Source organism: Sulfurovum zhangzhouensis, assembly GCF_030347965.1.
GTDB lineage: Bacteria > Campylobacterota > Campylobacteria > Campylobacterales > Sulfurovaceae > Sulfurovum > Sulfurovum zhangzhouensis.
Genome location: NZ_JAQIBD010000002.1, coordinates 285,474 through 309,087, shown reverse-complemented (window position 1 = coordinate 309,087; position 23,614 = coordinate 285,474). Strand labels below are relative to the sequence as shown.

General features: G+C 39.3%; 24 protein-coding genes. 13 read left to right on the top strand and 11 right to left on the bottom strand.

The window, feature by feature from the left end; translation table 11 throughout:
• Positions 1-73: 73 nt before the first annotated feature.
• The 6 genes from PGH07_RS06775 to PGH07_RS06750 all read right to left on the bottom strand — a co-directional run bounded on the left by PGH07_RS06775 (position 74) and on the right by PGH07_RS06750 (position 4,972).
• Complete coding sequence (locus PGH07_RS06775) at positions 74-1,309, bottom strand: glutamate-5-semialdehyde dehydrogenase (RefSeq protein WP_289413602.1); 1,236 nt, start codon at positions 1,307-1,309, stop codon at positions 74-76.
• A 9-nt stretch (positions 1,310-1,318) separates the two neighbouring features.
• The gene (ppnP, locus tag PGH07_RS06770) at positions 1,319-1,633 is read right to left on the bottom strand and encodes a pyrimidine/purine nucleoside phosphorylase (protein ID WP_289413601.1); all 315 of its coding nucleotides are present in this window, start codon (positions 1,631-1,633) and stop codon (positions 1,319-1,321) included.
• A 23-nt stretch (positions 1,634-1,656) separates the two neighbouring features.
• A complete protein-coding gene (locus PGH07_RS06765; protein ID WP_289413600.1) occupies positions 1,657-2,424 on the bottom strand; it encodes a pyrroline-5-carboxylate reductase in 768 nt (255 codons plus the stop codon).
• 211 nt (positions 2,425-2,635) lie between these two features.
• Complete coding sequence (locus tag PGH07_RS06760; RefSeq protein WP_289413599.1) at positions 2,636-3,142, bottom strand: permease; 507 nt, start codon at positions 3,140-3,142, stop codon at positions 2,636-2,638.
• A complete protein-coding gene (locus PGH07_RS06755) occupies positions 3,139-3,573 on the bottom strand; it encodes a permease (RefSeq protein WP_289413598.1) in 435 nt (144 codons plus the stop codon). The genes PGH07_RS06760 and PGH07_RS06755 overlap by 4 nt, the downstream gene beginning before the upstream one ends.
• Before the next feature lie 61 nt (positions 3,574-3,634).
• Entirely contained in the window at positions 3,635-4,972 is a 1,338-nt protein-coding gene (locus PGH07_RS06750; RefSeq protein ID WP_289413597.1) for a D-arabinono-1,4-lactone oxidase, read from the bottom strand.
• A gap of 89 nt (positions 4,973-5,061) precedes the next feature.
• On the opposite strand from PGH07_RS06750, the gene PGH07_RS06745 reads away from it, so the two are divergent.
• Genes PGH07_RS06745 through PGH07_RS06735 form a run of 3 tightly spaced genes read left to right on the top strand, consistent with a single transcriptional unit; the run spans position 5,062 to position 6,931 of the window.
• Entirely contained in the window at positions 5,062-5,430 is a 369-nt protein-coding gene (locus PGH07_RS06745; RefSeq protein ID WP_289413596.1) for a DUF2237 family protein, read from the top strand.
• A gap of 16 nt (positions 5,431-5,446) precedes the next feature.
• Positions 5,447-6,316: a DMT family transporter gene (locus PGH07_RS06740; RefSeq protein WP_289413595.1), complete on the top strand. Its 870-nt coding sequence runs from the start codon at positions 5,447-5,449 to the stop codon at positions 6,314-6,316.
• A gap of 21 nt (positions 6,317-6,337) precedes the next feature.
• Complete coding sequence (locus PGH07_RS06735) at positions 6,338-6,931, top strand: GDSL-type esterase/lipase family protein (RefSeq protein ID WP_289413594.1); 594 nt, start codon at positions 6,338-6,340, stop codon at positions 6,929-6,931.
• Between the two features lie 51 nt (positions 6,932-6,982).
• Here the strand turns inward: PGH07_RS06735 and PGH07_RS06730 are convergent, their stop codons facing one another.
• A complete protein-coding gene (locus PGH07_RS06730; protein ID WP_289413593.1) occupies positions 6,983-7,447 on the bottom strand; it encodes a low molecular weight protein-tyrosine-phosphatase in 465 nt (154 codons plus the stop codon).
• A 284-nt stretch (positions 7,448-7,731) separates the two neighbouring features.
• Between PGH07_RS06730 and PGH07_RS06725 the strand changes: the two genes are divergently transcribed.
• The 6 genes from PGH07_RS06725 to uvrA all read left to right on the top strand — a co-directional run bounded on the left by PGH07_RS06725 (position 7,732) and on the right by uvrA (position 14,241).
• Positions 7,732-8,193: a 23S rRNA (pseudouridine(1915)-N(3))-methyltransferase RlmH gene (locus tag PGH07_RS06725; protein WP_289413592.1), complete on the top strand. Its 462-nt coding sequence runs from the start codon at positions 7,732-7,734 to the stop codon at positions 8,191-8,193.
• A gap of 10 nt (positions 8,194-8,203) precedes the next feature.
• Positions 8,204-8,560 (top strand): RNA polymerase-binding protein DksA, encoded by a 357-nt coding sequence (gene dksA / locus PGH07_RS06720; protein ID WP_289413591.1) that lies wholly within the window; start codon positions 8,204-8,206, stop codon positions 8,558-8,560.
• Positions 8,561-8,575: 15 nt separating this feature from the next.
• A complete protein-coding gene (locus PGH07_RS06715) occupies positions 8,576-9,619 on the top strand; it encodes a hypothetical protein (RefSeq protein ID WP_289413590.1) in 1,044 nt (347 codons plus the stop codon).
• A gap of 9 nt (positions 9,620-9,628) precedes the next feature.
• Complete coding sequence (locus PGH07_RS06710) at positions 9,629-10,588, top strand: tRNA dihydrouridine synthase (RefSeq protein ID WP_289413589.1); 960 nt, start codon at positions 9,629-9,631, stop codon at positions 10,586-10,588.
• A 72-nt stretch (positions 10,589-10,660) separates the two neighbouring features.
• On the top strand, positions 10,661-11,401 hold the full coding sequence (locus PGH07_RS06705; protein WP_289413588.1) for a sulfite exporter TauE/SafE family protein: 741 nt from the start codon (positions 10,661-10,663) through the stop codon (positions 11,399-11,401).
• 11 nt (positions 11,402-11,412) lie between these two features.
• Entirely contained in the window at positions 11,413-14,241 is a 2,829-nt protein-coding gene (uvrA, locus tag PGH07_RS06700; RefSeq protein ID WP_289413587.1) for an excinuclease ABC subunit UvrA, read from the top strand.
• A 27-nt stretch (positions 14,242-14,268) separates the two neighbouring features.
• On the opposite strand, the gene PGH07_RS06695 is transcribed toward uvrA, so the two are convergent.
• Positions 14,269-14,661: a hypothetical protein gene (locus PGH07_RS06695; RefSeq protein ID WP_289413586.1), complete on the bottom strand. Its 393-nt coding sequence runs from the start codon at positions 14,659-14,661 to the stop codon at positions 14,269-14,271.
• A 212-nt stretch (positions 14,662-14,873) separates the two neighbouring features.
• Between PGH07_RS06695 and polA the strand changes: the two genes are divergently transcribed.
• Positions 14,874-17,567, top strand: coding sequence for a DNA polymerase I (gene polA / locus PGH07_RS06690; RefSeq protein WP_289413585.1), 2,694 nt, complete (start codon positions 14,874-14,876; stop codon positions 17,565-17,567).
• A 69-nt stretch (positions 17,568-17,636) separates the two neighbouring features.
• Entirely contained in the window at positions 17,637-18,290 is a 654-nt protein-coding gene (locus PGH07_RS06685; RefSeq protein WP_289413584.1) for a hypothetical protein, read from the top strand.
• Between the two features lie 9 nt (positions 18,291-18,299).
• Here PGH07_RS06685 and PGH07_RS06680 read toward each other — a convergent pair whose 3' ends face one another.
• The 3 genes from PGH07_RS06680 to PGH07_RS06670 form a co-directional block, all read right to left on the bottom strand.
• The gene (locus tag PGH07_RS06680) at positions 18,300-18,914 is read right to left on the bottom strand and encodes a toxin-antitoxin system YwqK family antitoxin (RefSeq protein WP_289413583.1); all 615 of its coding nucleotides are present in this window, start codon (positions 18,912-18,914) and stop codon (positions 18,300-18,302) included.
• A 155-nt stretch (positions 18,915-19,069) separates the two neighbouring features.
• The gene (locus tag PGH07_RS06675; protein ID WP_289413582.1) at positions 19,070-21,433 is read right to left on the bottom strand and encodes a hypothetical protein; all 2,364 of its coding nucleotides are present in this window, start codon (positions 21,431-21,433) and stop codon (positions 19,070-19,072) included.
• A 215-nt stretch (positions 21,434-21,648) separates the two neighbouring features.
• On the bottom strand, positions 21,649-22,326 hold the full coding sequence (locus PGH07_RS06670; protein ID WP_289413581.1) for a toxin-antitoxin system YwqK family antitoxin: 678 nt from the start codon (positions 22,324-22,326) through the stop codon (positions 21,649-21,651).
• A gap of 135 nt (positions 22,327-22,461) precedes the next feature.
• Between PGH07_RS06670 and PGH07_RS06665 the strand changes: the two genes are divergently transcribed.
• Positions 22,462-23,166, top strand: a complete 705-nt coding sequence (locus PGH07_RS06665) for a hypothetical protein (protein ID WP_289413580.1) — start codon at positions 22,462-22,464, stop codon at positions 23,164-23,166.
• Positions 23,167-23,246: 80 nt separating this feature from the next.
• Positions 23,247-23,486, top strand: a complete 240-nt coding sequence (locus PGH07_RS06660; protein WP_289413579.1) for a hypothetical protein — start codon at positions 23,247-23,249, stop codon at positions 23,484-23,486.
• Positions 23,487-23,614 lie beyond the last annotated feature (128 nt).

Genomic DNA, 23,614 nt, shown 5'->3' with positions numbered 1-23,614 from the left:
TATAGTGTGAGATATGACATTAAAGTTTTTATGTATATTAATGGCATAAAAACTTTAATGCAGTACACGAGAATTATCCTCTGATCTGTCCGTTTCCGTAGATCTTGAACTTATAGGTAGTAAGCCCTTCTATCCCCATAGGACCTCTGGCATGCAGTTTGTTGGTACTGATACCTACTTCTGCACCAAATCCGAATGCACCACCGTCAGTGAATCTTGTAGAGGCATTGACGTAAACTGCAGCAGCATCTACAGCATTTAAAAACTCCTCAGCAGTTGTGATATTTTCCGTGATGATCGCTTCAGAGTGTCCTGAACCAAACCTAACGATATGGTCTATTGCACCTTCAACACCGTCTACGACTTTGATGTTCAGGATATTTGCTAGATACTCTGTATCATAGTCCTCATCCGTTGCATGTTCCACATCGATGATCGCTTGTGTTCTACTGTCACCTTTGAGCTCTGTATGGGCTGCATCAAATGCTTCTTTGAGTCTTGGAAGCATCTCTTCAGCGATACTGCTGTCTACTAGAAGCGTCTCCATCGCATTACAGACACCCGGTCTTTGCACCTTGGCATTGATAGCGATCTTGATCGCATTTTCTCTGTTGGCATCTTTATCGATATAGGTATGGCATTGACCTTTGTCATGTTTGACCACACTAACAGTTGCATTTTCACTGACATGTTTGATAAGTCCCGCTCCGCCTCTTGGGATGATCAGGTCTACATACTTGTCCATTTTGATCAGTTTGTCCACACCTTCTCTTGATGCATCAGGGATAAGAGAGATCAGTGCACGAGGAAGGTCATTGGCTTCCAAAACATCTTGAAGGATCTTAGCGATACTCTCATTGGAGTTTTGAGCTTCTTTCCCACCTTTGAGTACACAGACGTTTGAACTCTTAAAACAGAGTGCTGCAGTATCCGAGGTTACGTTAGGACGGCTTTCATAGATGATACCGATTACACCGATAGGTATAGTGACCTTTTGCATATGCAGACCATCTTCAGTCACCCATCCATCCAAGATACGACCTACAGGGTCTTTGAGTGCAGCGATCTCCTCGATCGCCACTGCCATTGCTTCGATCCTTTTTTCATCCAGAAGGAGTCTGTCCATCAAAGATGATGAGAGGTTACTTTCCTCTCCGGCTTTCATATCCAAAGCATTGGCATTGATCAGTGCTTGTGTGTTGTCTCTAAGCCCCTGTGCCATTTCTAAGAGTATTCTCTTCTTCTCAGCACCGCTGATCGTCATCAATATACGGCTGGCGTTTTTTGCTTCTTTTAAAAATGCCTCCATAATGCTCCTTTATGCTTCAACGTAAGTACAACAGTAATCAGTCACTGTCTTGATCTTAAGATCGAATGACGAGTTCGCTGGAACGTTGAATGTTTCAGGTGTATGAAGTGTCTTCCACTCTTCACCCGGAAGTCTGATCTCCAGTTCTCCGCTCATCATCTCCATGATCTCTGCATCTTGTGTATTGAATGTATAGTCTCCAGGCAGCATCACACCCAATGTTTGTCTTGTACCGTCTGCCAAAGTGATCGCTCTGCTTGTTACTTTCCCATCAAAATAAATGTTTGCTTCTTTGATCATTGAGATATTTTCTAGTTTTGTCATTGTTTTACCTTTTTATAGTTTATTTAGTTTTTTTCTTTAAGTTCTTTGGCTTTTGCATAGGCATCAGCGATCGCTTCCATCATTCCATTACGTACATTACCTCTCTCAAGTGCTGCATAACCTGCTGCAGTGGTACCACCTGGGCTCATTACCCCATCCTTGATCAATGCAGGGTTTTCATTGGCAATCAGTGCTGCAAAACCTTCAAAAAGTCCTGCTACGAGCTCTTGGGCATCTGCACGTTTGAGTCCTTGTTGGACTGCTCCGTCAGCCAAAGCTTCAGCAACAAGTGCCAAAAATGCAGGACCGCTTCCGGCAACCCCTGTAGCGATATCCAACTCATTCTCTGTAGCTACCCACAGCGTTCTACCGATATTGTTGAAGATCTCCAGTGCAGTTGCTTTAAGTGAGATATCCCCTGTTATTGTTGTCATAGACTTAAGGTAGCTTGCACCAAGGTTTGGCATCGTTCTGATAAACTTTTTTGCATGAAGCTGTGACTTTAGGCTCTCGATCGAAGTCCCTGCCAATACTGAAAAGAGAGTTTCAGCTTCCCCTTTGAGTTTAGGAGCGAGATCCGGAAGAGAGTAAGGTTTGACTGCCAGTATAATGTGTTTACCTGTGATATCTTCTGTCTCATCCATCACTTTAGTCGTAATTTGAGGGAGCTTTTCTTGAAGTGCGGCCAAGGAAGCCGCATTTCTGCCCAGTACCTCTATTTCGTACTTTCCTACCATACCCTCTATCAGTGCTTTTGCCATATTGCCATTGCCAATGAATGTAAGTTTCATGAACTGCCTTTATGCTTGTTATTATTTGGAACCACCCTTGTGTTTACTTCAAAATACTTTTCATTTTCAATAAAAGTACACTGATATGAAAACTGTTTCGCTTTTGCGGTCCCATTTCCCTCATATTTGTTTTGTATTATATCAAGATACATTTTTAATCTACGTTTTATACGCCTTCAATATGAAGATAAAAGTTTAATATCTTGGAGATTTACTTCGTTAACATGAGTTTTTCTGCAATCATTCCTTGTATCACGGCTGCTGCTAGAATGTAAAAGCTCAGAATCACTGTAAAAGTTATACCAAAATAGCCGGCCATCATAGGCAGCCAGGGGACTTTGATCGAACGGGCATAGAAAAATGCGATGATCAAGCTGTCTTTGACCCCGTGTGCACGCAGATCGCTAAGCATCGGATACCAGACATAACCTGGTCCATGACTGAAGACCCCACTGATAATGGCAATAAGCCAACCTTTCAATCCGCTCTTTTGTCCAAGATATTGAGAGATTTTTTTAGGTTGAATGTATGAATTGATAAAAGTCATTAAAAAAAGTACTACCAACAATATAGGCAGAACGGTTTTGAGAACACTTAGACTGCTGATCAATGCACTATAGGCAGAGGTTGGATTGAGGAATGCTGCTAAAAGATATAAAGATATGACTATGAGCAGCATTATATGGCCAATGCTTTTTTGTTTTCCTTTGATCGTCATATGACAACCTCCAGAGTATAGACAGTTACCAAAGAAACAAGTATCGAAAAGAGAAAACTCAACAGGTTTCTAACCAGTGTGAATCTCATCCCGAACAAAGAGTACTCCAACGGCAGTTGTACCAAACCAAGCGTCACAAATGAGAGGATGAATGCAGTGATCGCATAAAGAGAGATCCCCTGATCATTCAACTCTCCGCCGATGATATAGCTGATAAAGGGCTGACCAACTGAGATAGCCCCGGTAATTGTTCCTATCAGCGTGTCATAAAGTGTAGAACCGGTAAAAAAAGAGTGGATCATCTGTGGTGTGATGTAGGTTTGGAAAAGTCCTACCAGGCCGATCACTGCCAGCAGCATCGGGGCGATAGTATAAAGCGTGCGCAATGCATTTTTAAATGATTGGGTAATGATGCTTTTCTCTGTTTTCATAAGACAATTATATTCTATTTTATTATAGATGTTAGCAGCGTAAGCTGGAGTAGGAAAAGTTTTACTCTTCCATACCTCTTAATCTTTTGATAAATCCGTTTTGCAGTATTTTGTTTGGATCTTCTTGATCCACATAGCTCCAGAATGCATCCCATTGAGGATAGGCACGCTTGAAGTCTTCAGTTGTGATACGGAACTGTTTACCCCAGTGTGGTCGTCCCTGGTATTTGAGCAGGATGTTGTCAATCTCTGTAAAGTAACGCTGATACTCAGGATGCCTATAATAAGGGAAGTGTATCTTAGTACCGATCCAGCAAGTGTTCATACCGTAAGAAGGGCTCATCCAGTAGTTGTCATTTTTGACAAAACGTACTTCAACGGGTGTATCCACATAGATACCTTTTTCTTCGATCATCGCGATCACCTCTCTAAAGACATTGAAGGTATCTTTGATATCAAAAGCATACTCGACAACATCCTGTTTAAGCAGATGGGGAAGAAAAAATGCCCAGTGCGCATCGTAAACACTCTCGTTATATTCAGGAAGCAAAATACGGCTCATAAAACGGTTGATCTTAGGGACAAGTGAACGTTTGAATGAGGCAAAGAAGAGCAAGAACTCATGAAAGAGGTTGTTGATCAACAGTCCGGTGGTAAAGTAGGTCATAAACTTTTTGTAGACACCTGACCGTGGTTTATCGGTTCGGTTTCCCAGCCAGACCATAAAGTCTTTGGTATGCGGGATCCAGATGAACTTAAAGTGATCATTCCCAGCTAACAGCTGATCAAACTGTGCCTCGATTTCATCAAAAGGCATCTTTTTTTCTATGACTTCCAGTTTAAAGTAGGGTTCACACTGTAGTGTGATCTTGGTGATGATACCCAGTACCCCGAGTCCCACCGCATAGATTGCAAATGCTTCATCTGTATTCTTGATACGTTTTTTCTCTCCTGTAGGTGTAATGATCTCGAAAGCTGTGACAAAAGAGCTGAAGATTGAGTAGTTGATCCCGCTTCCGTGGTATCCTGTCGAGCAGGCACCTGCAAGATTATCAAAGATGTTGGTACCTAGGTTAGAGAGTGAAAGACCCATATTTTTCAGATATTTGATGAGATCCGGCATCATGATACCTGCTTCAAAAGTAACCTGATTGTGTGCTTTATCCACTTCCAACACTTTATCCATTGACTTTAGTGAGAGTAGGATACCGTCTTCATCAGGACAGAAGATATCATTATATGAATCTCCGCCACCTACGACTTTGAGTTTCTTTCCTTGTTCGTTGGCTTCTTTGACCAAAGAGATGATCTCTTCTTCACTTTTTGGGTAGCGTACTTGACTGACCTTGCAGCTACACGTTCTGGCCCAGTTGGTTTTAATGCTTCGTAATATTCTCATAGGTGCAAATATACAAAGAAGCTACTTAGTACAGGGTTAACGTTAAGCTTGAAAAAGTTATAACATCTATAAAGAAATGAGGAGTTTGAATGAGCAGATCTCTTAATGTACTGGGTGAGCCGTTGGAACCATGCAGTCTAAAACCATTGACAGGATTTTATCGTGACGGTACCTGTTTTTCTGATGAGAACAATCCCGGGTATCATGCAGTCTGTATCTATGCTACTGAAGAATTTTTGGCATACTCAAAAAAAGTAGGTAATGATCTCTCTACACCGATACCTGAGTACAATTTTGCAGGGGTCAAACCCGGGCAGAGCTGGTGCCTTTCAGGACCGCGTTTTATACAGGCCCTGCAAGATGGAATGGCACCGAATATTTTTATTCATGCGACACATGAGCGTATGCTTGAACTGGTTGACCTTGAGATCCTTAAAAAGTATGCAATAGACCTGTGATCAAGAAGGGGAAAGAGTGACAAAAGAACGTGAGGGAGAATGGTTTATGGTCGGATCAGCATTCTTTGAGAGCTGGTTCCCCATCTTTTCTATCTCTGCCATGGCTTATGTAGGTGCATTGCATACCTATGCCTACTCTTTGGTGGTTGCATTGTTTTTCTTTTTGGTGATCATGTACCGCCGGGCAAGGTTTAGTGAGCTTCGTATTAAGCAGGCTTATCCCGATCTGTTATGGACGACATTTTGGATAACAACACTTTTTGTTCTGATATTTATAGGCATGCAGTATACCACTGCAGGCAATATGGCGGTGATCATCTTTTTACAGCTTCTGTTTTCCTATCTTTACTTCAATCTTTTGGGTCATGAACAGATGCATAAATTTCACCTATTTGGCGCTTTGATAATGGGGATAGGGGCTTTAGTGATCTTGATCCCAGAGGATATGGCATTCAATAGGGGGGACTTACTTATCTTGGTAGCTGCAGCGATTGCCCCGGTTGCCAATCTTTATCAAAAACGTGCCCGTGAATACTGTTCTTCTGAGACGATTTTGGCATTTCGTACTGTTATCGGATTGCCTGTAGTGGCAATGATGGCGTTTTTGTTCGAACCTACTGTTTCCATGGAGATGCTTAAACAGGCGATGCCTTATATTTTTCTCATTGGAACGATCGTTTATGTAGGTTCAAAGATACTATGGATAGAAGCGCTGCATCGTACATCGATCACCAAGGTAAGCGCGATGATGGGGCTGATGCCGGTGATGACGATCATATTTGCTTATCTTTATCTGGGAGAAGTACCGCAGCTGCGCCAGGTATTTGGTATTATCCCTGTAGTCGCAGGCGGTTATCTATTGACCAGGCCGCTTACACAGCAGTAATAAAATGATAGGGTTCAAAAGATGAAAGATATACGGATATGTTATGTTGGGGATTCATTTGTAAACGGTACAGGAGATCCGGAAAAGTTAGGTTGGTGTGGACGGCTTTCAGCAATGAGTCAGAGTGAAGATAGAGAGATCACACATTATAATCTGGGAGTGAGAAGAGAAACTAGTACCGATATCCTTAAACGTTGGAAACATGAAGTGTCATGCAGGTTTATTGATAGTGAAGATACTTATGTGGTCTTCTCTTTTGGTGTAAATGATACTGTATGGGAAGAAGGTGGAGTACGTGTAGGACTGAATGAAAGCCTTGCTAGTCTGGAAAATATACTGCTGGAAGCAAAAGAAAGCTATCCTGTGATCATGATAGGACCTACACCAGTGAATGATGCAGAACAGAATGAACGTATTAAAAAGTATGATGAAGTTTACAAGGAGTTTTGCGAAGAACATTTTGTGGCTTACCTATCTATCTTCGATACCTTGGCAGCTAATGCCATCTGGGGCAAAGAGGTTTCAAGTAATGATGGAGCCCATCCTTATGCAAAAGGGTATAAACTTTTAGCCGAGATTATCTATGAATGGGATACATGGTGGTTTAAGGGATAACCGGCACCTTTAAGTCATGAGTCAGTGTTGTATATCCTCCTCTGCTCTCCTTTAGAGTGTTTGTTGTTTTATCTGTTTTAAGATATCTTCTACACAGCAGGCTACCATTTCATAAACCTTTTCAAATCCCTCAAAACCTTTGAAAAAATAAGGATCAGGTACATCTGCACCCTTGTAGCCTCCAAACTCTCCAAGTCTGAATACCTTCTCAAAACCAAAAGCTTTCAGGTCTGCTTGGTTTTGGGTATCCATTGCGATCACATAGTCAAATGAAGTGATATCCAGTTTTGTGATAGGACGTGAACGCTGTCGGGAGATATCGATGCCATTATTTTGTGCTACTTTGATAGAGTTGTGACAGGGAGCTTCCCCTTCATGCCAGTTACTTGTCCCTGCTGATTCTACATAAAGTGGAAGGCTGTATTCATCGATATGTTTTTGAGCAACCCCTTCAGCAAGAGGAGACCTGCAAATATTGCCTAAACAGACAAAAAGGACTTTTTTATGACTAGACATTGAATGCCTTACTGAAATGGATTTTCATGGTTGTCATTGATCTCTCCTGAAAGTGTTACTGTGGTTTATTATCATAGACTTCGTAACGATAATGTTGCTGTATGCGAGTACTTCGTCTCTTTCCGCGCTAGTATATCACAGCTGACATGGGATCAAGTTAACATTGAATCATTCAAATATTATGTTCAATTTCGAAATAGTTTTGATCCTACGGTCATTTTTATTCCCATTTTTTGACATATTTACTAAAAAGTGTATACTGTCAAAAAAATTTAGGATGTTTGGTGAAGATCAATGTGATTATTGTAGATAAAAAGGGTAAAGAGCCACTCTATGCTCCTCTTATCGAACATTATAAGAAGATTGCCAAACCTTTTGCCAAAGTAGAGGTGATAGAGGTTTTTGATAAAGAGATCGCCAAGGCACATGATATTTCACCCGATGCTGCTCAAAAATCATACACCAAAGCATTAGAAAAGTATTTGAGCAGTGGCTATAATGTCGCACTTGATCCATCAAGCAAGGAAGTGGATAGTCATGATTTTGCCGAATTGCTTAAGGATAAGACAGAAGTCAACCTCTACATTGGCGGTGCCTACGGCTTTGAAGAAGCTTTTTTAACTAAATGTAATAAAGCAATATCATTTGGTAAAATTACGCTTTCACACAAATTAGTGAAAATTGTATTGCTTGAACAGATCTTTAGGGGGCTGTCCATCAATAACAACCATCCATATCATAAATAGGACAAGGAAGATGTTAAAAAAAGAAGAAATGCAGGTTTTCAGCGAAAAGCTAAGTGCGAGAAAAAAGCAGATAGAGAAGAACCTGGCAGGTACTGAGCTCGAATTGGATGCAATGCGTGATCTTGAGCTAAATGACGAGGGAGATTTTGCTGCTGCATCTGCTGAAACTATTGTAGATAGCGCGATTTTAACACAGCAACGTAAAGAATTAGCCGAAATTGAACTAGCTTTGGATAAAATAAAAAAAGGTACATATGGTATCTGTGAGATGTGTGAGGAACCTATAGGAAAAAAACGCTTGGAAGTGAAAAACTTTGCTCGTTTTTGTATCACATGTCGGGAGATAACCGAAAAAGAACAAATGTAAAAGGAGGGGTATAAGATGAAGCTTGGTTTATATACATTCGCCACAATCGTACTAATGATAATAGTGGGTGGATTGGCATATACTGTCAATGCAGACCATTATGTAGTTGAATTCATGGGAGTTAACTTGAACTTTCCTGTTGCAGCGTGGCTAGTTTTACCGATGTTTGTACTGTATGTATTTACATTTTTTCATATGCTTGTATATGGACTGAAGAATCATTTTACCCTCAACCGGTGGAAAAAAGATGCACAGACGTTGAATGATGCACTTTACTGGGCATTGCTGAATGAGTCAAAAGAGCAGAAATATTTAATAGAGGATATAGATAAATCTGCAGCATTGCTCTCTTACAGTAATCTTCAAATGAAAGATGGTATGCCTGAGTTAAATCCTAGACTCACAAAGATCACCGGTATTCTCAAAAAGATCCAAAGCGGTGAATATGTTGATCTTAAAGAGCATAAGCTTGCAAAAGTTTTCAATGAAGGAAACCCTTATTTGATCCAAAACAGGCTCAACCGTCTTGATATAGATCCGAAATTTGTGGAAGAGGTGATGAAATCCTCTTCAGAGTTTTCTACACCTGTACAGAAAAAAGCGCTTGAGATATTTGCCTCAAAAGAGAACTTCTTCAAGGCAAGACAGTTTGCAAAAGTTTTTGATATAGAGAATTTCCTAGTAATGCTCAGACGTGTAAATCAGGACGAAGACATGGGTATTTCTCAAGAGATCATCAAAGACTTTATTGATAATATCAATCCAACATGCAGTGATTTTTTACGTATCGCAGAGATCACAAAAAAATTATTTACACCGGATGAGAACCTTGCACTATTCTTTAGTTATCAGTTAAAGAATTCAAAGGCACAGTATGCCTATCTGTATCTTCTTTTCGATTATGAACTGATGGATGAGGTTGGAAAATACCTGGATGAACAAGAAGACTCTGAATTTATGAGATTTAGAGCGCTTTATACACTTAAAAGATCCAATGCCAGATATAAACTGGAAGACATTATTAATATTGATACAATTTGTAGAGAAGCAAAGTATTAAAAGGAATTTATGGCTACTATTGATTTTAGTAAAACACTGTATGCATTAGCACCCCTTGCAGGCTTTACCGACCTGCCTTTCCGTTCGGTTGTAAAGAAGTTTGGTGTTGATCTGACCGTCTCAGAAATGATCAGCTCCAATGCACTGGTTCATCAAAGCAAAAAGACCTACCGAATGGTTGAAAAATCCCCTCTTGAAGATCTTTACAGTATTCAACTTGCCGGTTCTGATCAGGAAGTAATGCGAAAGGCTGTAGAGTATGTTAATACATTGGATGATGTTTCTGTGATCGATCTTAATTGCGGATGTCCTGCACCTAAAATAGTCAATAACCTACAAGGATCATCACTCCTTACAGATCTTGATAAAATGGGAGAGACAATACGTACGATCAAAAAGCATTCTCTCAAGCCATATACTTCAGTAAAAATTCGTATAGGTTTTAATGAAAAAAACCCTATCGAGATTGCAAAGATTTGTGAGGATAACGGTGCCGACTTTATCGCAGTACATGGACGTACACGAGCCGGACGCTACAAAGCTCCTGTAGACTATGATGCGATACGTGATATCAAAAAAGCAGTTTCTATCCCTGTGATCGCAAATGGAGATATTGATTCTCCGGAAAAGGCAAAATGGGTATTGGAACATACCGGGGCTGACGGTATCATGATTGGACGTGCTGCCGTAGGCAGGCCGTGGATATTCCATCAGATCAAGGAGGGGATGGAAGAAGTATCTCCGGCTTTGATCAAAGCAGTAGTATTGGAACATTTTGATCAGATGATTGAACACTATGAAAATTATGGCGCAATTATGTTCCGAAAAAATTTGCATAGTTACTCAAAAGCAGGATTTCAGGGAGCATCGGCATTCAGGAATCTTGTAAATCGTATGGAAGATCCAAAAGAGATGAGAGAGGTCATAGAAGAGTTTTTCTCTCAAGACTATATAAGCCGTCCTCACTGATACAAACCATTGTATATGGCACCTAAATAAAACATGTTATAATCCGAACAAAATTTACGGAGCAAGATAGAGATGATGATGGAACTCATACCTGTAGGGGTACTGATCGGTGCAATGTCTGGTTTTTTCGGTATAGGCGGTGGAACTATACTTGTACCTGTTTTGCTGGCTATGGGGTTCTCGACAAAAGATGCGATCGGTATTTCGATTATGCAGATGGTATTTAGTTCGATCTACGGCTCTTATCTTAACCATAAAAAAGGTTCTCTTATCCTAGGAGAAGGCATACTGGTAGGGTTAGGCGGTTTTATCGGTGGTTTCATCGGTGGATATGTCACCCAGTTCATTGCAGATAGAGTACTTGAATTTTTATTTCTTGCTTTACTTTTATTTGCACTCTTTAGGCTTTTCTTTTCCAAACAGCATGAAGATGACGCACAGACAAGATCGATCAATAGAGCATTGCTATTCCTCATAGGTGTGGTGATAGGTATTTTTGCGATTACTTTGGGAGTAGGTGGGTCGATCGTGTTGACACCGATACTGGTAGGACTTTTACATTATCCAATCAAAAAGGCAGTGAGTGCGGGACTCTTTTTTGTAGTCTTCTCATCTGTGGCAGGTATGTCCAGTCGTCTTGTAACAGGTACAATAGATTTTGAAAATGGTCTGATTATTGCAATTGCTTCACTGGTAGGTGTATGGGGTGGTATATGGCTTAAAGACCATGTACATTCTACACATCATAAGATTGCACTGCTAGTAATGTATGTGATAGCAATTGCTATCCTAGTCGATAAAATGTGGTTTTAATAAGGTAATTAATGTCTAGTATAAAAAATGATACGATACAGGTTTTTGGGGCAAAAGAGAACAATCTTAAAAATATCGATCTTGAAATACCTAAAAACAAGCTAGTGGTTTTTACCGGGATTTCCGGTTCAGGAAAATCTACGTTAGCATTCTCTACACTTTATGCAGAAGGGCAGCGCCGTTATATAGAGTCGCTCTCTTCTTATGCCAGACAGTTCCTCGGTCGTGTAGGAAAACCGGATGTTGATAAGATTGAAGGACTGACACCTGCAATCGCGATCGATCAGAAAACCACCTCAAAAAACCCTCGTTCTACTGTAGGAACGATCACTGAAATCTATGATTATCTTAGATTGCTTTTTGCAAGGGTTGGAAAACAGTACTGTCATGAGTGTGGAAAACCGATCTCTTCAATGTCGGCAAGTGATATCATTGAGGAAGTGCTTAGACTTCCTGATGGCGCTAAATTGGTCATTATGGCACCATTGGTCAAAGAGAAAAAGGGAACCTTTGCCGATATGATCGAATCACTACGGCATAAGGGTTATGTACGTGCAATGATCGATGGTGTGATGGTAAGGCTTGACGATGAGATTGAACTTTCAAAGACCAAAAAACATACGATCAAAGTAGTGATCGATAGAGTTGTGGTCAAAGAAGAAAGTAGAGATCGTATCGGCCAGGATGTTGAAAAAGCACTCAAAGAGAGCTTTGGTGAAGTAGAAATAGAGATATTGAACCATGAAGAGATAGAGTTTGACCGGCAGGATATGCACTATTCTGAACACTTGGCCTGTTTTGATTGTAAACTCAGTTTTGAACCGTTGGAGCCTGTGAGTTTTTCATTTAACTCACCAAAAGGTGCATGTCCTACATGTGATGGGCTTGGTATTCGTTATGCCATTGACCTTAAAAAAGTGATCGATCCGGACCTTAGTATCGATAAGGGTGCCGTTAAGATCATGTACGGTTTTAACAAAAGTTACTATACAAAATTCCTTAATGCTTTTTGTGAACAAAATGATATTGATATCAATGTCCCCTATAGCGAACTTGCAGAATATCAGCAAAAGGCGATCTTATACGGGATAGGCGGTGTGGTAGACTTTACATGGAAGCGCCATAAGCTTAAACGTGAATGGCCCGGTGTCGTTAAGTTTGCTCATGAGATGTTCAAAGACGAAAAGGATCTAAGTGAGTATATGACGGAGAAGGTGTGTGATAAATGTCAGGGACACAGACTCCGCCCTCGCTCACTTGCAGTGAAGATCGAAGGTAAGAATATCGCTGATGTCATTGATATGCCTATTGAAAAGTCCTATACATACTTTGCGGATGAAAAGAGCTTTTCTCATCTTAACGAGCAACAGCGTCTTATTGCCGAGCCGATTTTGAAGGAACTTCATGAAAGGCTTTTTTTCCTTTTTGATGTAGGTCTAGGCTATCTTACACTCAGTCGTGATGCACGTACGATCTCAGGAGGAGAAGCACAGCGTATCCGTATCGCTTCGCAGATCGGATCGGGACTGACTGGGGTCATGTATGTACTTGATGAGCCAAGTATCGGGCTACATGAACGTGATACAATGAAACTGATCAGGACACTGGTGTCTTTGCGTGATAAAGGCAACAGTGTTATCGTGGTTGAACATGACAAAGAGACAATTGCAGCAGCTGACCATATTGTCGATATCGGTCCGGGAGCAGGTGAGTTTGGCGGTCAAGTGGTTTTTTCAGGCAGTACAAATGCACTAAAAAAAGCAAAGACGTTAACTGCGGATTATATGTTTGGACGCAAAGATGTATCTTATCCACACGATAAGCCTCAAGAGAAGTGGATTGAGATCAAAAACGTTACACTGAACAATATTCATCATCTAAATGCAAAAATACCGCTTCATAATTTTGTTTGTATCACAGGTGTGAGTGGAAGTGGAAAAAGTTCATTGATCTTACAGACACTTCTTCCTGTTGCAAGAGAGCTTCTCAATCATGCCAAAAAAGTCAATAAGGTAGATGGAGTAGAGATCAACGGGTTGGACACTCTTGATAAAGTAATTTATCTGGATCAGAGTCCTATCGGACGTACACCACGTTCAAATCCTGCAACCTACACAGGTGTAATGGATGAAATAAGAAAACTCTTTGCTCAGACAAAAGAAGCAGAACTTCGTGGCTATAAAGTAGGGCGTTTTTCATTTAATGTCAAGGGCGGACGATGTGAAAAGTGTCAAGGAGATGGTCAAATAAAGATCGAGATGCACTTCTTACCGGATGTGATGGTCAAGTGTGATGCCTGTAACGGCGCACGCTACAATGCACAAACACTAGAGGTACTTTATAAAGGTAAATCAATTGCTGATGTTCTTGCAATGAGTGTAGCTGAAGCGATGGAGTTCTTCAAAGCGATACCTGCAATCGCTGTCAAACTCAAGACACTTCAGGATGTTGGATTAGACTATATTACTCTGGGGCAGAATGCGACCACACTTTCAGGTGGTGAAGCACAGCGTATCAAACTGAGTAAAGAGCTGAGTCGTAAAGATACAGGTAATACACTTTATGTACTGGATGAGCCGACTACCGGACTACACTTTGCGGATGTAGACAGGCTGACGGGTGTATTGCATCACTTGGTTGATCTTGGAAACTCGGTTGTAGTTATCGAACACAATCTTGATATGATCAAAAATGCTGACTATATCATTGATATGGGACCTGAAGGCGGAAATAAAGGCGGATTGATCATTGCAGAAGGAAGTCCTGAAAAGCTGGCAAAAGAGTATGAAAAGACAGGAAGTTATACTGCTGAATACTTGAAAAAAGAGTTGGGGATTTAATGCTACTTTGTATAAAACGAGATCGTTTTATACAGGTCTTTTAAAATTTTTCTTAGCACCGGGTTTATTTTCGATACTGAATTTAATTGCCATTTTGACAATATATAGTAGGATCAACACCGCAAGAATCTCATAACCGATTGCCCATGTCATGATAAATGAAGACTCCTGAACTAACAGTAAAAACGACTCATAATCACTTTCTGAAATATAGATAAACAAAAATAAGAGACCCGTAATGTAGGGTAAAGAGACAAAATAGATCAAAAGAAATATCTTTTCAAAGCCCGGGGGAAAGAAAAGAGGTGCATCTTCATAGCTTACCTCTTGCTTGCCGAAACTATTTTCTGATTTAAACTTCTTTTTTTCATGAGGCTCTATTTTGATACTCTCATTATTATCATTAAGCAAACCAGCCATTGTTTATCCTCATTGCGAATTATAATATTATATGCTTCTATTCCTTAAAGTCGTTAAACAGTATGTTTAAGCCCCCCCAGTCTTTTTCATACTTCATAGAGACATTGTTCAGATTGTTGTGATAGATTTCACATTATTCCCTAAGTTATCGGCATGTGCTTTTTCTTTCACTGTAATTGTCGATATAATACAAAAAAAGTTGAAGGTTAATTTTGAAAACTATTACCATCATAGATACATTCGGATTTTTTTTCCGCTCATATTTTGCTCTTCCTCCGCTTCGTAATGCTGAGGGATTTCCTACAGGACTTTTGACGGGTTTTATCAATTTTGTAGACTCGCTGCATAAAGATCACAATACTGATTATTTGGTATTTGCACTGGATAGTAAAGGAAAAACATTTCGTAATGATGTTTATGAGGAGTATAAGGCACACCGTGAAGCACCACCGGAAGATCTGGTCAAACAACTTCCCGTTGCTATTGAATGGGTTGAGAAAATGGGCTTTGCCAACTTATCTAAAGAGGGTTACGAAGCCGATGATGTTATTGCTACTGTGACTAGGATTGCCAAAGAGAAGGGGATGAAGGTACGTATCGTATCTCATGATAAAGATCTCTATCAACTTATAGATGACGGCATTGTGGTGATGTACGACTCTGTAAAGAAGAAGGAAGTTGATGAAGCAGCATGTATAGAGAAGTTCGGTGTCAAACCAAAAGACTTTATCAACTTTCAGGCGATAGTAGGTGATAGTTCTGATAATGTACCAGGTGTTAAAGGAATAGGACAAAAGGGTGCCAGTAAATTGATCAACGAATACGGTACGCTTGAAGCAATTTATGAAGACCTGGAAAACTGTGGTACAGCCCGTATTCAGACACTTCTTACTGAAAGTAAGGAAAGTGCTTTTCTCTCTCGTGATCTTGTGACAATGCGTGATGATGTCTATGAAACGCTGGATCTTGAGAATTTTATTTTTGAGGACAAAAACTACTTGAGCTGTTTGCTGGATGAATTTCATAAATATGAAATGAATCAGGCAATTAGAAAAGCAAGTGTAGGTGAACCTGCTGATTGTGTGATCAAAGAGGTATCACATGATGCTAGACACGTACTTGGCTTTGAAGCAGTGACACTGGATACCAAAGAGAAGCTTTTTAGAGTCATTGAGAGCATCAGTGAAGATACCATCGTTGCTTTTGATACAGAGACAACCGGGCTTGATACCACAAAAGACAAAATGGTGGGCTTTAGTTTTGCATTTGAGGATACTCAAGCTTACTATGTTCCTCTAGCACATAATTATCTAGGCGTAGAAGCACAAGTAGATGAAGCTGATGCCGTAGAAGCATTGAAAAAACTGATGCAGTACAATATCGTCGGACAAAACCTGAAGTTTGATTTCTCTTTGCTTTATCATCAGTTCGGTTTTGAAGAGATGGTCCCATATGCAGATACAATGATCATGGCCTGGCTTAGTGATCCGGGTACACGAGTAGGGCTTGATGCATTGGCAGAAAAGTTCTTCAAGTATGATATGAAACCGTTTAAAGACATGGTTAAAAAAGGTGAGGATTTCTCTGCAGTGTCGATCGAAGAAGCAGCTTTTTATGCAGCTGAGGATGCTTGGATGACAAGACTCCTTTATTTCGCGCTCAAAAAGAAAATGGAGCTTGCTTCACTTACTCCGCTTTTAAAAGAAGCCAAGGATGTAGAGTATCCGTTTATCAATGTATTGATTAAAATGGAGAGTCTCGGGATTAAAGTAGATCAAAATCATCTGAAAACACTTCAAAAAGATCTTAGTAGCAGACTTGCAAAACTGACCGAAGAGATCTATACCTTGACAGAGAGTGAGTTTAACATCAAGTCAACAAAACAGCTTGGGGAGATCCTTTTTGTCAAGTTGGGACTTAAAGGCGGTAAAAAAACCAAGACAGGTTACTCTACCAATGAAGCAGTACTTCAATCACTCAGCGATGAACATGAAGTGATCGGTAAGATTTTGGAGTATCGTGAGAACCAAAAAATGCTCTCTACCTATGTTGATCCACTGTTAAAATTGGCTAAAGAAGATGAACATAGTCGTATCTATACTTCATTTATCCAGACGGGAACGGCTACTGGGAGGTTAAGCTCAAAAGAACCAAACCTCCAAAATATCCCTGTTCGTTCAGAATTAGGCCGTTCAGTGAGAGAAGCGTTTATCGCTAAAGAGGGATACAAGCTGGTGAGTATAGACTACTCCCAGATAGAGTTGCGTCTTTTAGCACACTTTTCAGGAGATAAAGCCTTAATGGAAGCCTTTAATCAGGGTGAAGATATTCACTTGGCAACGGCGGTTAAGCTCTTTGGAGCAGAGAATGCTAAAGCGAAGAGACACTTTGCCAAGGCTGTAAACTTTGGTCTGCTTTATGGGATGGGGCCTAAAAAACTCTCAGAGGATACCGGTGTAACAATGAATGAAGCCAAAGAGGTGATCAAAAGTTATTTTGCTACCTTCCCTACGGTCAAAAGTTTCATAGAGGGTATCCAGGAGAGTGTCAAAATTGACGGGTATGTTGAGACGCTTTTAAAGCGTAGACGTATTTTTGATTATGAAAATGCTAACGGGATGCAGAAAGCCGGTATACTGCGGGAATCAGTCAATACTGTATTCCAGGGTAGTGCAGCTGACCTTATCAAGCTTTCGATGCTGGAGATCGATACAATGATCAAAGAAGAGGAATTGGATGCCTTTATGCTGCTTCAGATCCATGATGAACTGATCTTTGAAGTTAAAGAAGAGAAGGTCCATGAGATCGCCAAGCGTTTTGTTCATACGATGGAAAATGTACTGGAACTTAATGTGCCGCTTGTATGTTCGGCAAGTATTGGTGATAGTTGGGGTGAATTGAAATAAAATAACCATTTTTTGATACATTATGGTCTTTTTGTAGTATGATTTATGATCTTAATTTAGTGAGTTCTCATGCCGATTACAAACTACAAAAATATGTTTAATGAGATTTGTCAAAGCAAGTTTTTAAAGATACAAGTGATCGTACTCTATATTATCACCTATATAGATTGGGTCATACTCCCTTTTGTAACCAAGCTTGAAGGAACGTATCTTCCTGTTTATATGATCAGTATCTACATGCTGATCGGTGCATTGGACGGGTTTATTCAGCCGCTTTTCAAACATACCAAGATCTACAATATCTATCTATTTGCAATTATGCTGGATATCGTTCAGATCATGAGTTATATGTTTTACCAATGGTCAGCAGTTGTCTTTACCTATGTAATACTTTCTATATTTACGATCCAGGGGATCACTTTTGAGATTGTGAGGATACATACGGTAGATTTTATGCAAGGTGAGAGTGTTGAGCTGAAAGATTATTTGATGATACGTTCTTTTATAATCTCTTTGTCCATTCTCTGCGGAGGCTTGAGTGCAATACTCTTCGATTATTTCGGAATGGATCTTAAGTGGCTTTTTTACTATCTTTCATTTTTGGGTGTAATCGGGATTGTGTTGCAGTTCATACTCTATAAAAAATTTAAAAAGAGGATACAAATCTCTGAGGTTGAGATCCAAAAAGACCGCAGAGAGATCTTTGAAAAGATAAGAGGGTGAGATAGTTTATTATCTCACACGTTCCTCTTCAGGGGCATTTTCAGGCATTAGGCCATACTTGGAAAGATCTATCATGATCTCTTTTCGTTTATCTTTGAGGAGTTTTAGCATGACAGGGTTTCTGTCCATTTTATACTCTTCTGTTTGGATCACGTTGCCTTTATGGTCAAAATATTTTTTTATCCCGACTTTATAGTTATTTTTATAAAAGACTTCAGAAGATTTATAACCTTCTTCATCCCAATCTGTCATAATGCCTTCGCGTTTTCCCATTACGTAGTTTACTTCAGAACCTAGTTGGCCATTGTCATAGAACATCTGCTGCAGACCGTTTTTCTGACCATCGACGAAATCAACGATAAGTTTTTTCTTGCCGTTGTCATAGTAGGAAATATAGGTACCGTTCTCTTTCCCATCTTTGAAGTTGACTGCAGATTTGATCTTTCCTTTATCATTGTACCAATATGTCATACCATTACGTTGACAGTTTTTATAGGTTGATTTCTGTGTTAGGTCCTCTACGATATATTTTCCGGGATCACTACAGGGGACTAGGTCACTTTGAGCGATGCTGTTTTGTATACATAGAGGAAAAATCAAAAGTGTGTAATAAAAATATTTCATTTTCTTCTCCTTTTCTTGAATGTTATTAATTATACTACTATCCAATATTGAATGGCCATTAGAAGTTTTGAAGCCTAATCATCGCAATGAAAATGGAAAGAATCAGATAAGGATAGGAGATAGGGATATCCCCAAGAAAACTTGGGGATAGTAGATTATTTCCAGCTATCTTTTACGATTTGGCTAGATTTGTCATATGGGTATTTTTCTACAAGCTCTTTTACAGAAAGTTTTTGATCACCTTCTCTCATAAAGTGAGCGAGTGTTACAGATGCCCAGTAGTCATTTTCATATGCTGTACCTTTGAGTTGTGACGGTACACCATTTTTATTAACTGTGTGACATGCTGCACATGTTACAGGACCTGTATACTTACCATCCGGTGAGTATTGAAGTGCTTGTTCATGTGTTGTAATATCCACTGATCTCTCACCGTCATATCTTGTAGAGTAGAGTCCATGTGTTGACTCATGACAAGATTGACATGCGATATTTCCATGTGCTTTAGAGTATCTATAGAGTGAATACTTGTTCGGTTGATCAATCGGGAAGTACTTACCTCCTGTATTTTCCTCTACAAACGGTGCTGCGTGACAGTCTGCACAGTGTGGTTCACTTGCTGATAGCCACCAGTCATTACCGCCTGATGCTGCAATGTACGGTACTTCTCCACCTTCTGGATGATTCCAAGGTTTTAGATCAAGGTTACCGTCTTTACCAACATTTTTAACAAGTGTTGCTGATTTGTGCTCACTATAGTACTTGAGTACTTCATTATCACCAGTTGATTTAGGGTCCGCGATCGCAGCAAATTTTTTCATATCACCGCCTGCCACTTCTTTAACGATCTCTTTAAGAGATTTGTTTCTAAGTGATTTACCTGTTTGCATACTGTCGTTTGTAATATCATCGTAAGCGTACATTGCTTGAGCTACTTTTGTGTGACAGTTAGTACAGTAAAGACCTCTCATCTCACTTGATGGTTTACCATGCTCATCTTTCATAGAAACATTTTCAAGCTGCCATTTACCATATGAGTTGAGGAAGAATGGAGGCTTCGCATCCGGGTTAGAGTGAGCATCACGTCTAACATAACATCCTCCACCTGAATTTCTGATATCACCTTTAGCAAATCTACCTTCACCATATCTGTCTGTAACACGGAACGGGTTTGTATCATCGTTCATGTTAGGATTTTGGAAGTGAGTAGGGTGACAAGATTGACACGATTGTGATCTTCCTGCTGCGTCTGGCATTGGTACCATAGCAAGGTGGAATCCATGTATCGCTTCAGTCATTGGTTTTGCTTTTACTGTCTTATACCCTGTCGCACCTGGTCTAGGTTCTTCTAGGTTTCCTGATACGTTGTCACCGTGACAGTCAGCACAGTTTACTTCACCTGTTTTACCCAAACGGTTACCCGGTGCATCAGATTTATAGTCACTTAGGAATGTAGTTCCGTGGTGTTTATCATGAAGTGAAAGAATGTTGATTGAAGCTTCAGAAAGTCTTGCCATATATTCACTTTCATCCGGGTATGTCTTCCAATACTCATATTCAGCATCTGATTGCATCAAACCTTCATCTCTTGCCATTTGTGCTGCTTTACCGTTTCTGGAGTGACATGCATAACAGTTAGGGATATCTACCGGGTTAGTTCCAAAGTACTGATAAGGCTTCCCTTCTTTATCTGTAATTGGTTTACCTGTACTGTCGTGCAGTGCAACTTGAGAGTACTGGAACGGTTGGAAATCTTTTTCTGTAACTGAACGGATTGTACCTCTTCTCGTACTGTCATTAAAAGCAGTCAATGGAAGTCCTAATGCATCCCAAAGGTGAGAAGCTGTTAAAACAAGTTTGACATCTTTAACTGGAGGTACAAGTGTATCGGTCATAACGATGTTACCACCATCTTTCCCTACATAGTCCATATATCCGCCTGAGACCGGTTTGCCTGATGGACCTGCATCGATCTTCACTTTAACTTCTTTCCCTATATGAAGTCTGTCTTTTTCTGTTGCACCCGCAGGAATTGTTCCTTCAAGGTCTTTGTAGATAAAGAGGTGTTTCCATACATAGTTTGCTACGTTGTCACCCGGGCTGTCAAAGTGTCCGTCACCGTCGACATCTTTAGGAACAGACCAGTACTTCATTTTATTACCTTCACTATAAGAGTTGTCTTTAGTGTTGTAATAAAGTTTTACTTTATCCTCAGGTGTAAGTAGTTTTGGTAGTTTCCCGTTTTTCCCGATTTGAATGGCTTGAGATTGAATCGAGTTGTATGGTGGAATCACACAACAGTAACTCATTTCAAATCCAACACAGTGCATACCAAGTTCGTAGTTAACGAACATGTTATAGTCACTTTTAGGTTGGAACTCCTCTTGCCCATTTAGTTTCACTTTTTCTAGCTTGTCCAAGCTAAATGGTGGAGTTTTAGGATAATCTGAATTAGCAGCATATGCAGCACCAAAGACCAGTGCAGATGCTAAACCAGACCGTACTAATTTTCCAATCATGTTGTCTCCCTTTGATTTATGATTTCATCAAGGGCATATTTAAAATAATTATCATTAAATATGCCCTATGCATAAATTTTACCACAGGAAATGTTACATAGTAATTAAAAAAATATATGTATAACAATAAAAAAAATTTATCAAACTATAATAAATTAAATAATAAAGATAAATTTATAATATAAATAAAATTAGTTTATAAAACCGGAGTAGGATTATTCCGGTCTTCTGTTTTGAGGGTTAAAATCAAGTACTTTAAACTCTTCTATAGTTTCTGTATGATCAGGAGTCTGTATCTTTTTCATGACGTTGACAGGTCTATCCATTTTATAAAGCTCTGTTTTTGTAACTTTGCCGTTTTTATCAAACCACTTTTTGGTACCTTCCTTATAATTGTTCTTGTAAGTGACAATGCTTTGAAGTGATCCATCTTCATAGTACTCTTTCTCTTCACCTTCTTTTTTGTCGTTTATATATTGACTTTCTTGCGCCAAAGCACCGGTACTGAAGTAAAATTTTTCTATTCCTTCTTTCTTGTCATTGATATAATTTACTTCACTTTTAAGTGTACCGTTGCTGTAAAAAAGTTTGTTGGTACCGTGGCGCTTTCCCATTTTATAAGGCATTACTTCAATATTATTTCCCTCTTTGTCATACCAGTTTAGATTCCCATCTCTTTTACCATCAATATTATTGACAGTATAGGCGATCTTCCCGTTATCATGATAGATCTTTTCCATCCCCTCTTTAATGCCTTCTTCAGTTGGAGTACGTGTACCGTCTTTATATACAATTTCTGACTTGATAATACCATTCTCAAAGTATTCGGTAAAGAGTTCTGCATGAGATAGACTTATCAGGAGAAGACTATAAAAAAGGGTTTTAGATAACATGTAAGCTCCAAATGTTGATTGATAAAAGTATCTTACTTATAAAATAATAATATATAACTTATTTATCGTTATATGGATAAGTAATTAGTATTGATGATGTATAATAATTACAAATTAAACAAGGTAAGAGAACATATGAAACGAATTCTATTGGTATTGGCAATGGTTGCAAGCTTAAGTATTGCAGAGGATATGCTGGATAAAAAAGCAGGGATTTCTTATGCAAAAGTATTAGAAGTGATCGATGTAATGGGGTATGACTATGTGAAGGTGGATGAAAACGGCAGTGAGCGTTGGATTGCTATCGCTAAAGCACCGGTAAAAGTAGGGGATATGATCGGTTATGATACTAGAACTGTCATGAAGGATTTTCAAAGCAAACAGCTAAATAGAGTATTTGATGAGATTGTATTTGCTAATGAGGTCTATCTCGCACAAAAACCTGAAAAATTCGTCAGCCTTAAAGCAGCTGTGATGCAAAAGCCGGTGGAAGAAAAGGTAGAACTTATAGATGTTGATTTTGTTGAAAAACCGTTTTATACAGTCGAAGATCTTCATAAATTCAGAAAACATCTTGAGGGGAAGACAGTATCTCTAAAAGCCACGGTCTATAAAGTATCACATGATATTATGAAAAGAGATTGGGTACACCTGGGTGATGGTACTGGTAGTGAAGAAGCGTTAACTGATGATATCGTTTTTACTGCATCTCATACTGAATTAAAGGCCGGTGATCATGTGGTAGCCCATGGCAAGATCGTGACGGATAAAGATTTTGGTTTTGGTTATTTTTATCCTGTCCTAGGTGAAGAAGCAAGTTTTGAGTTAAATAATAAATAAGTTTAATTTATTACTTATATAAAAATATTTTAAGTTTATTATATTATAATGAAAAAATATTTTTATTATAAGGAAAGTAAATGAGAATTTTTATCGCAGCTTTACTTATTGCATCTTCTTTGTTTGCCGGATTTTTTGAGTCTGATACAAAACAAGCAGAAGAGATGCAACAGCAAGAAGATCAAAGACTTTGTAAACTTTTCACTGATAAAGTTAAAATATACCAAGAAAATATGAGAAGCGATGAGTTGGCAGCTGCAACACTTGACTCTTATAAAAAGAGAGCAGAGATCTACTGCGCAAAAGTAAAGCACTCCTAAGATCATCCAAGTTTTATTTTGAACCAAACACTTTGGTTCAAAATGTACACTAAAAATTTAGAATGTGCAATTACGTTATTTTCTTAAATGATAAGATTTTATTATCGTCTCATTATCCATTCATTAAC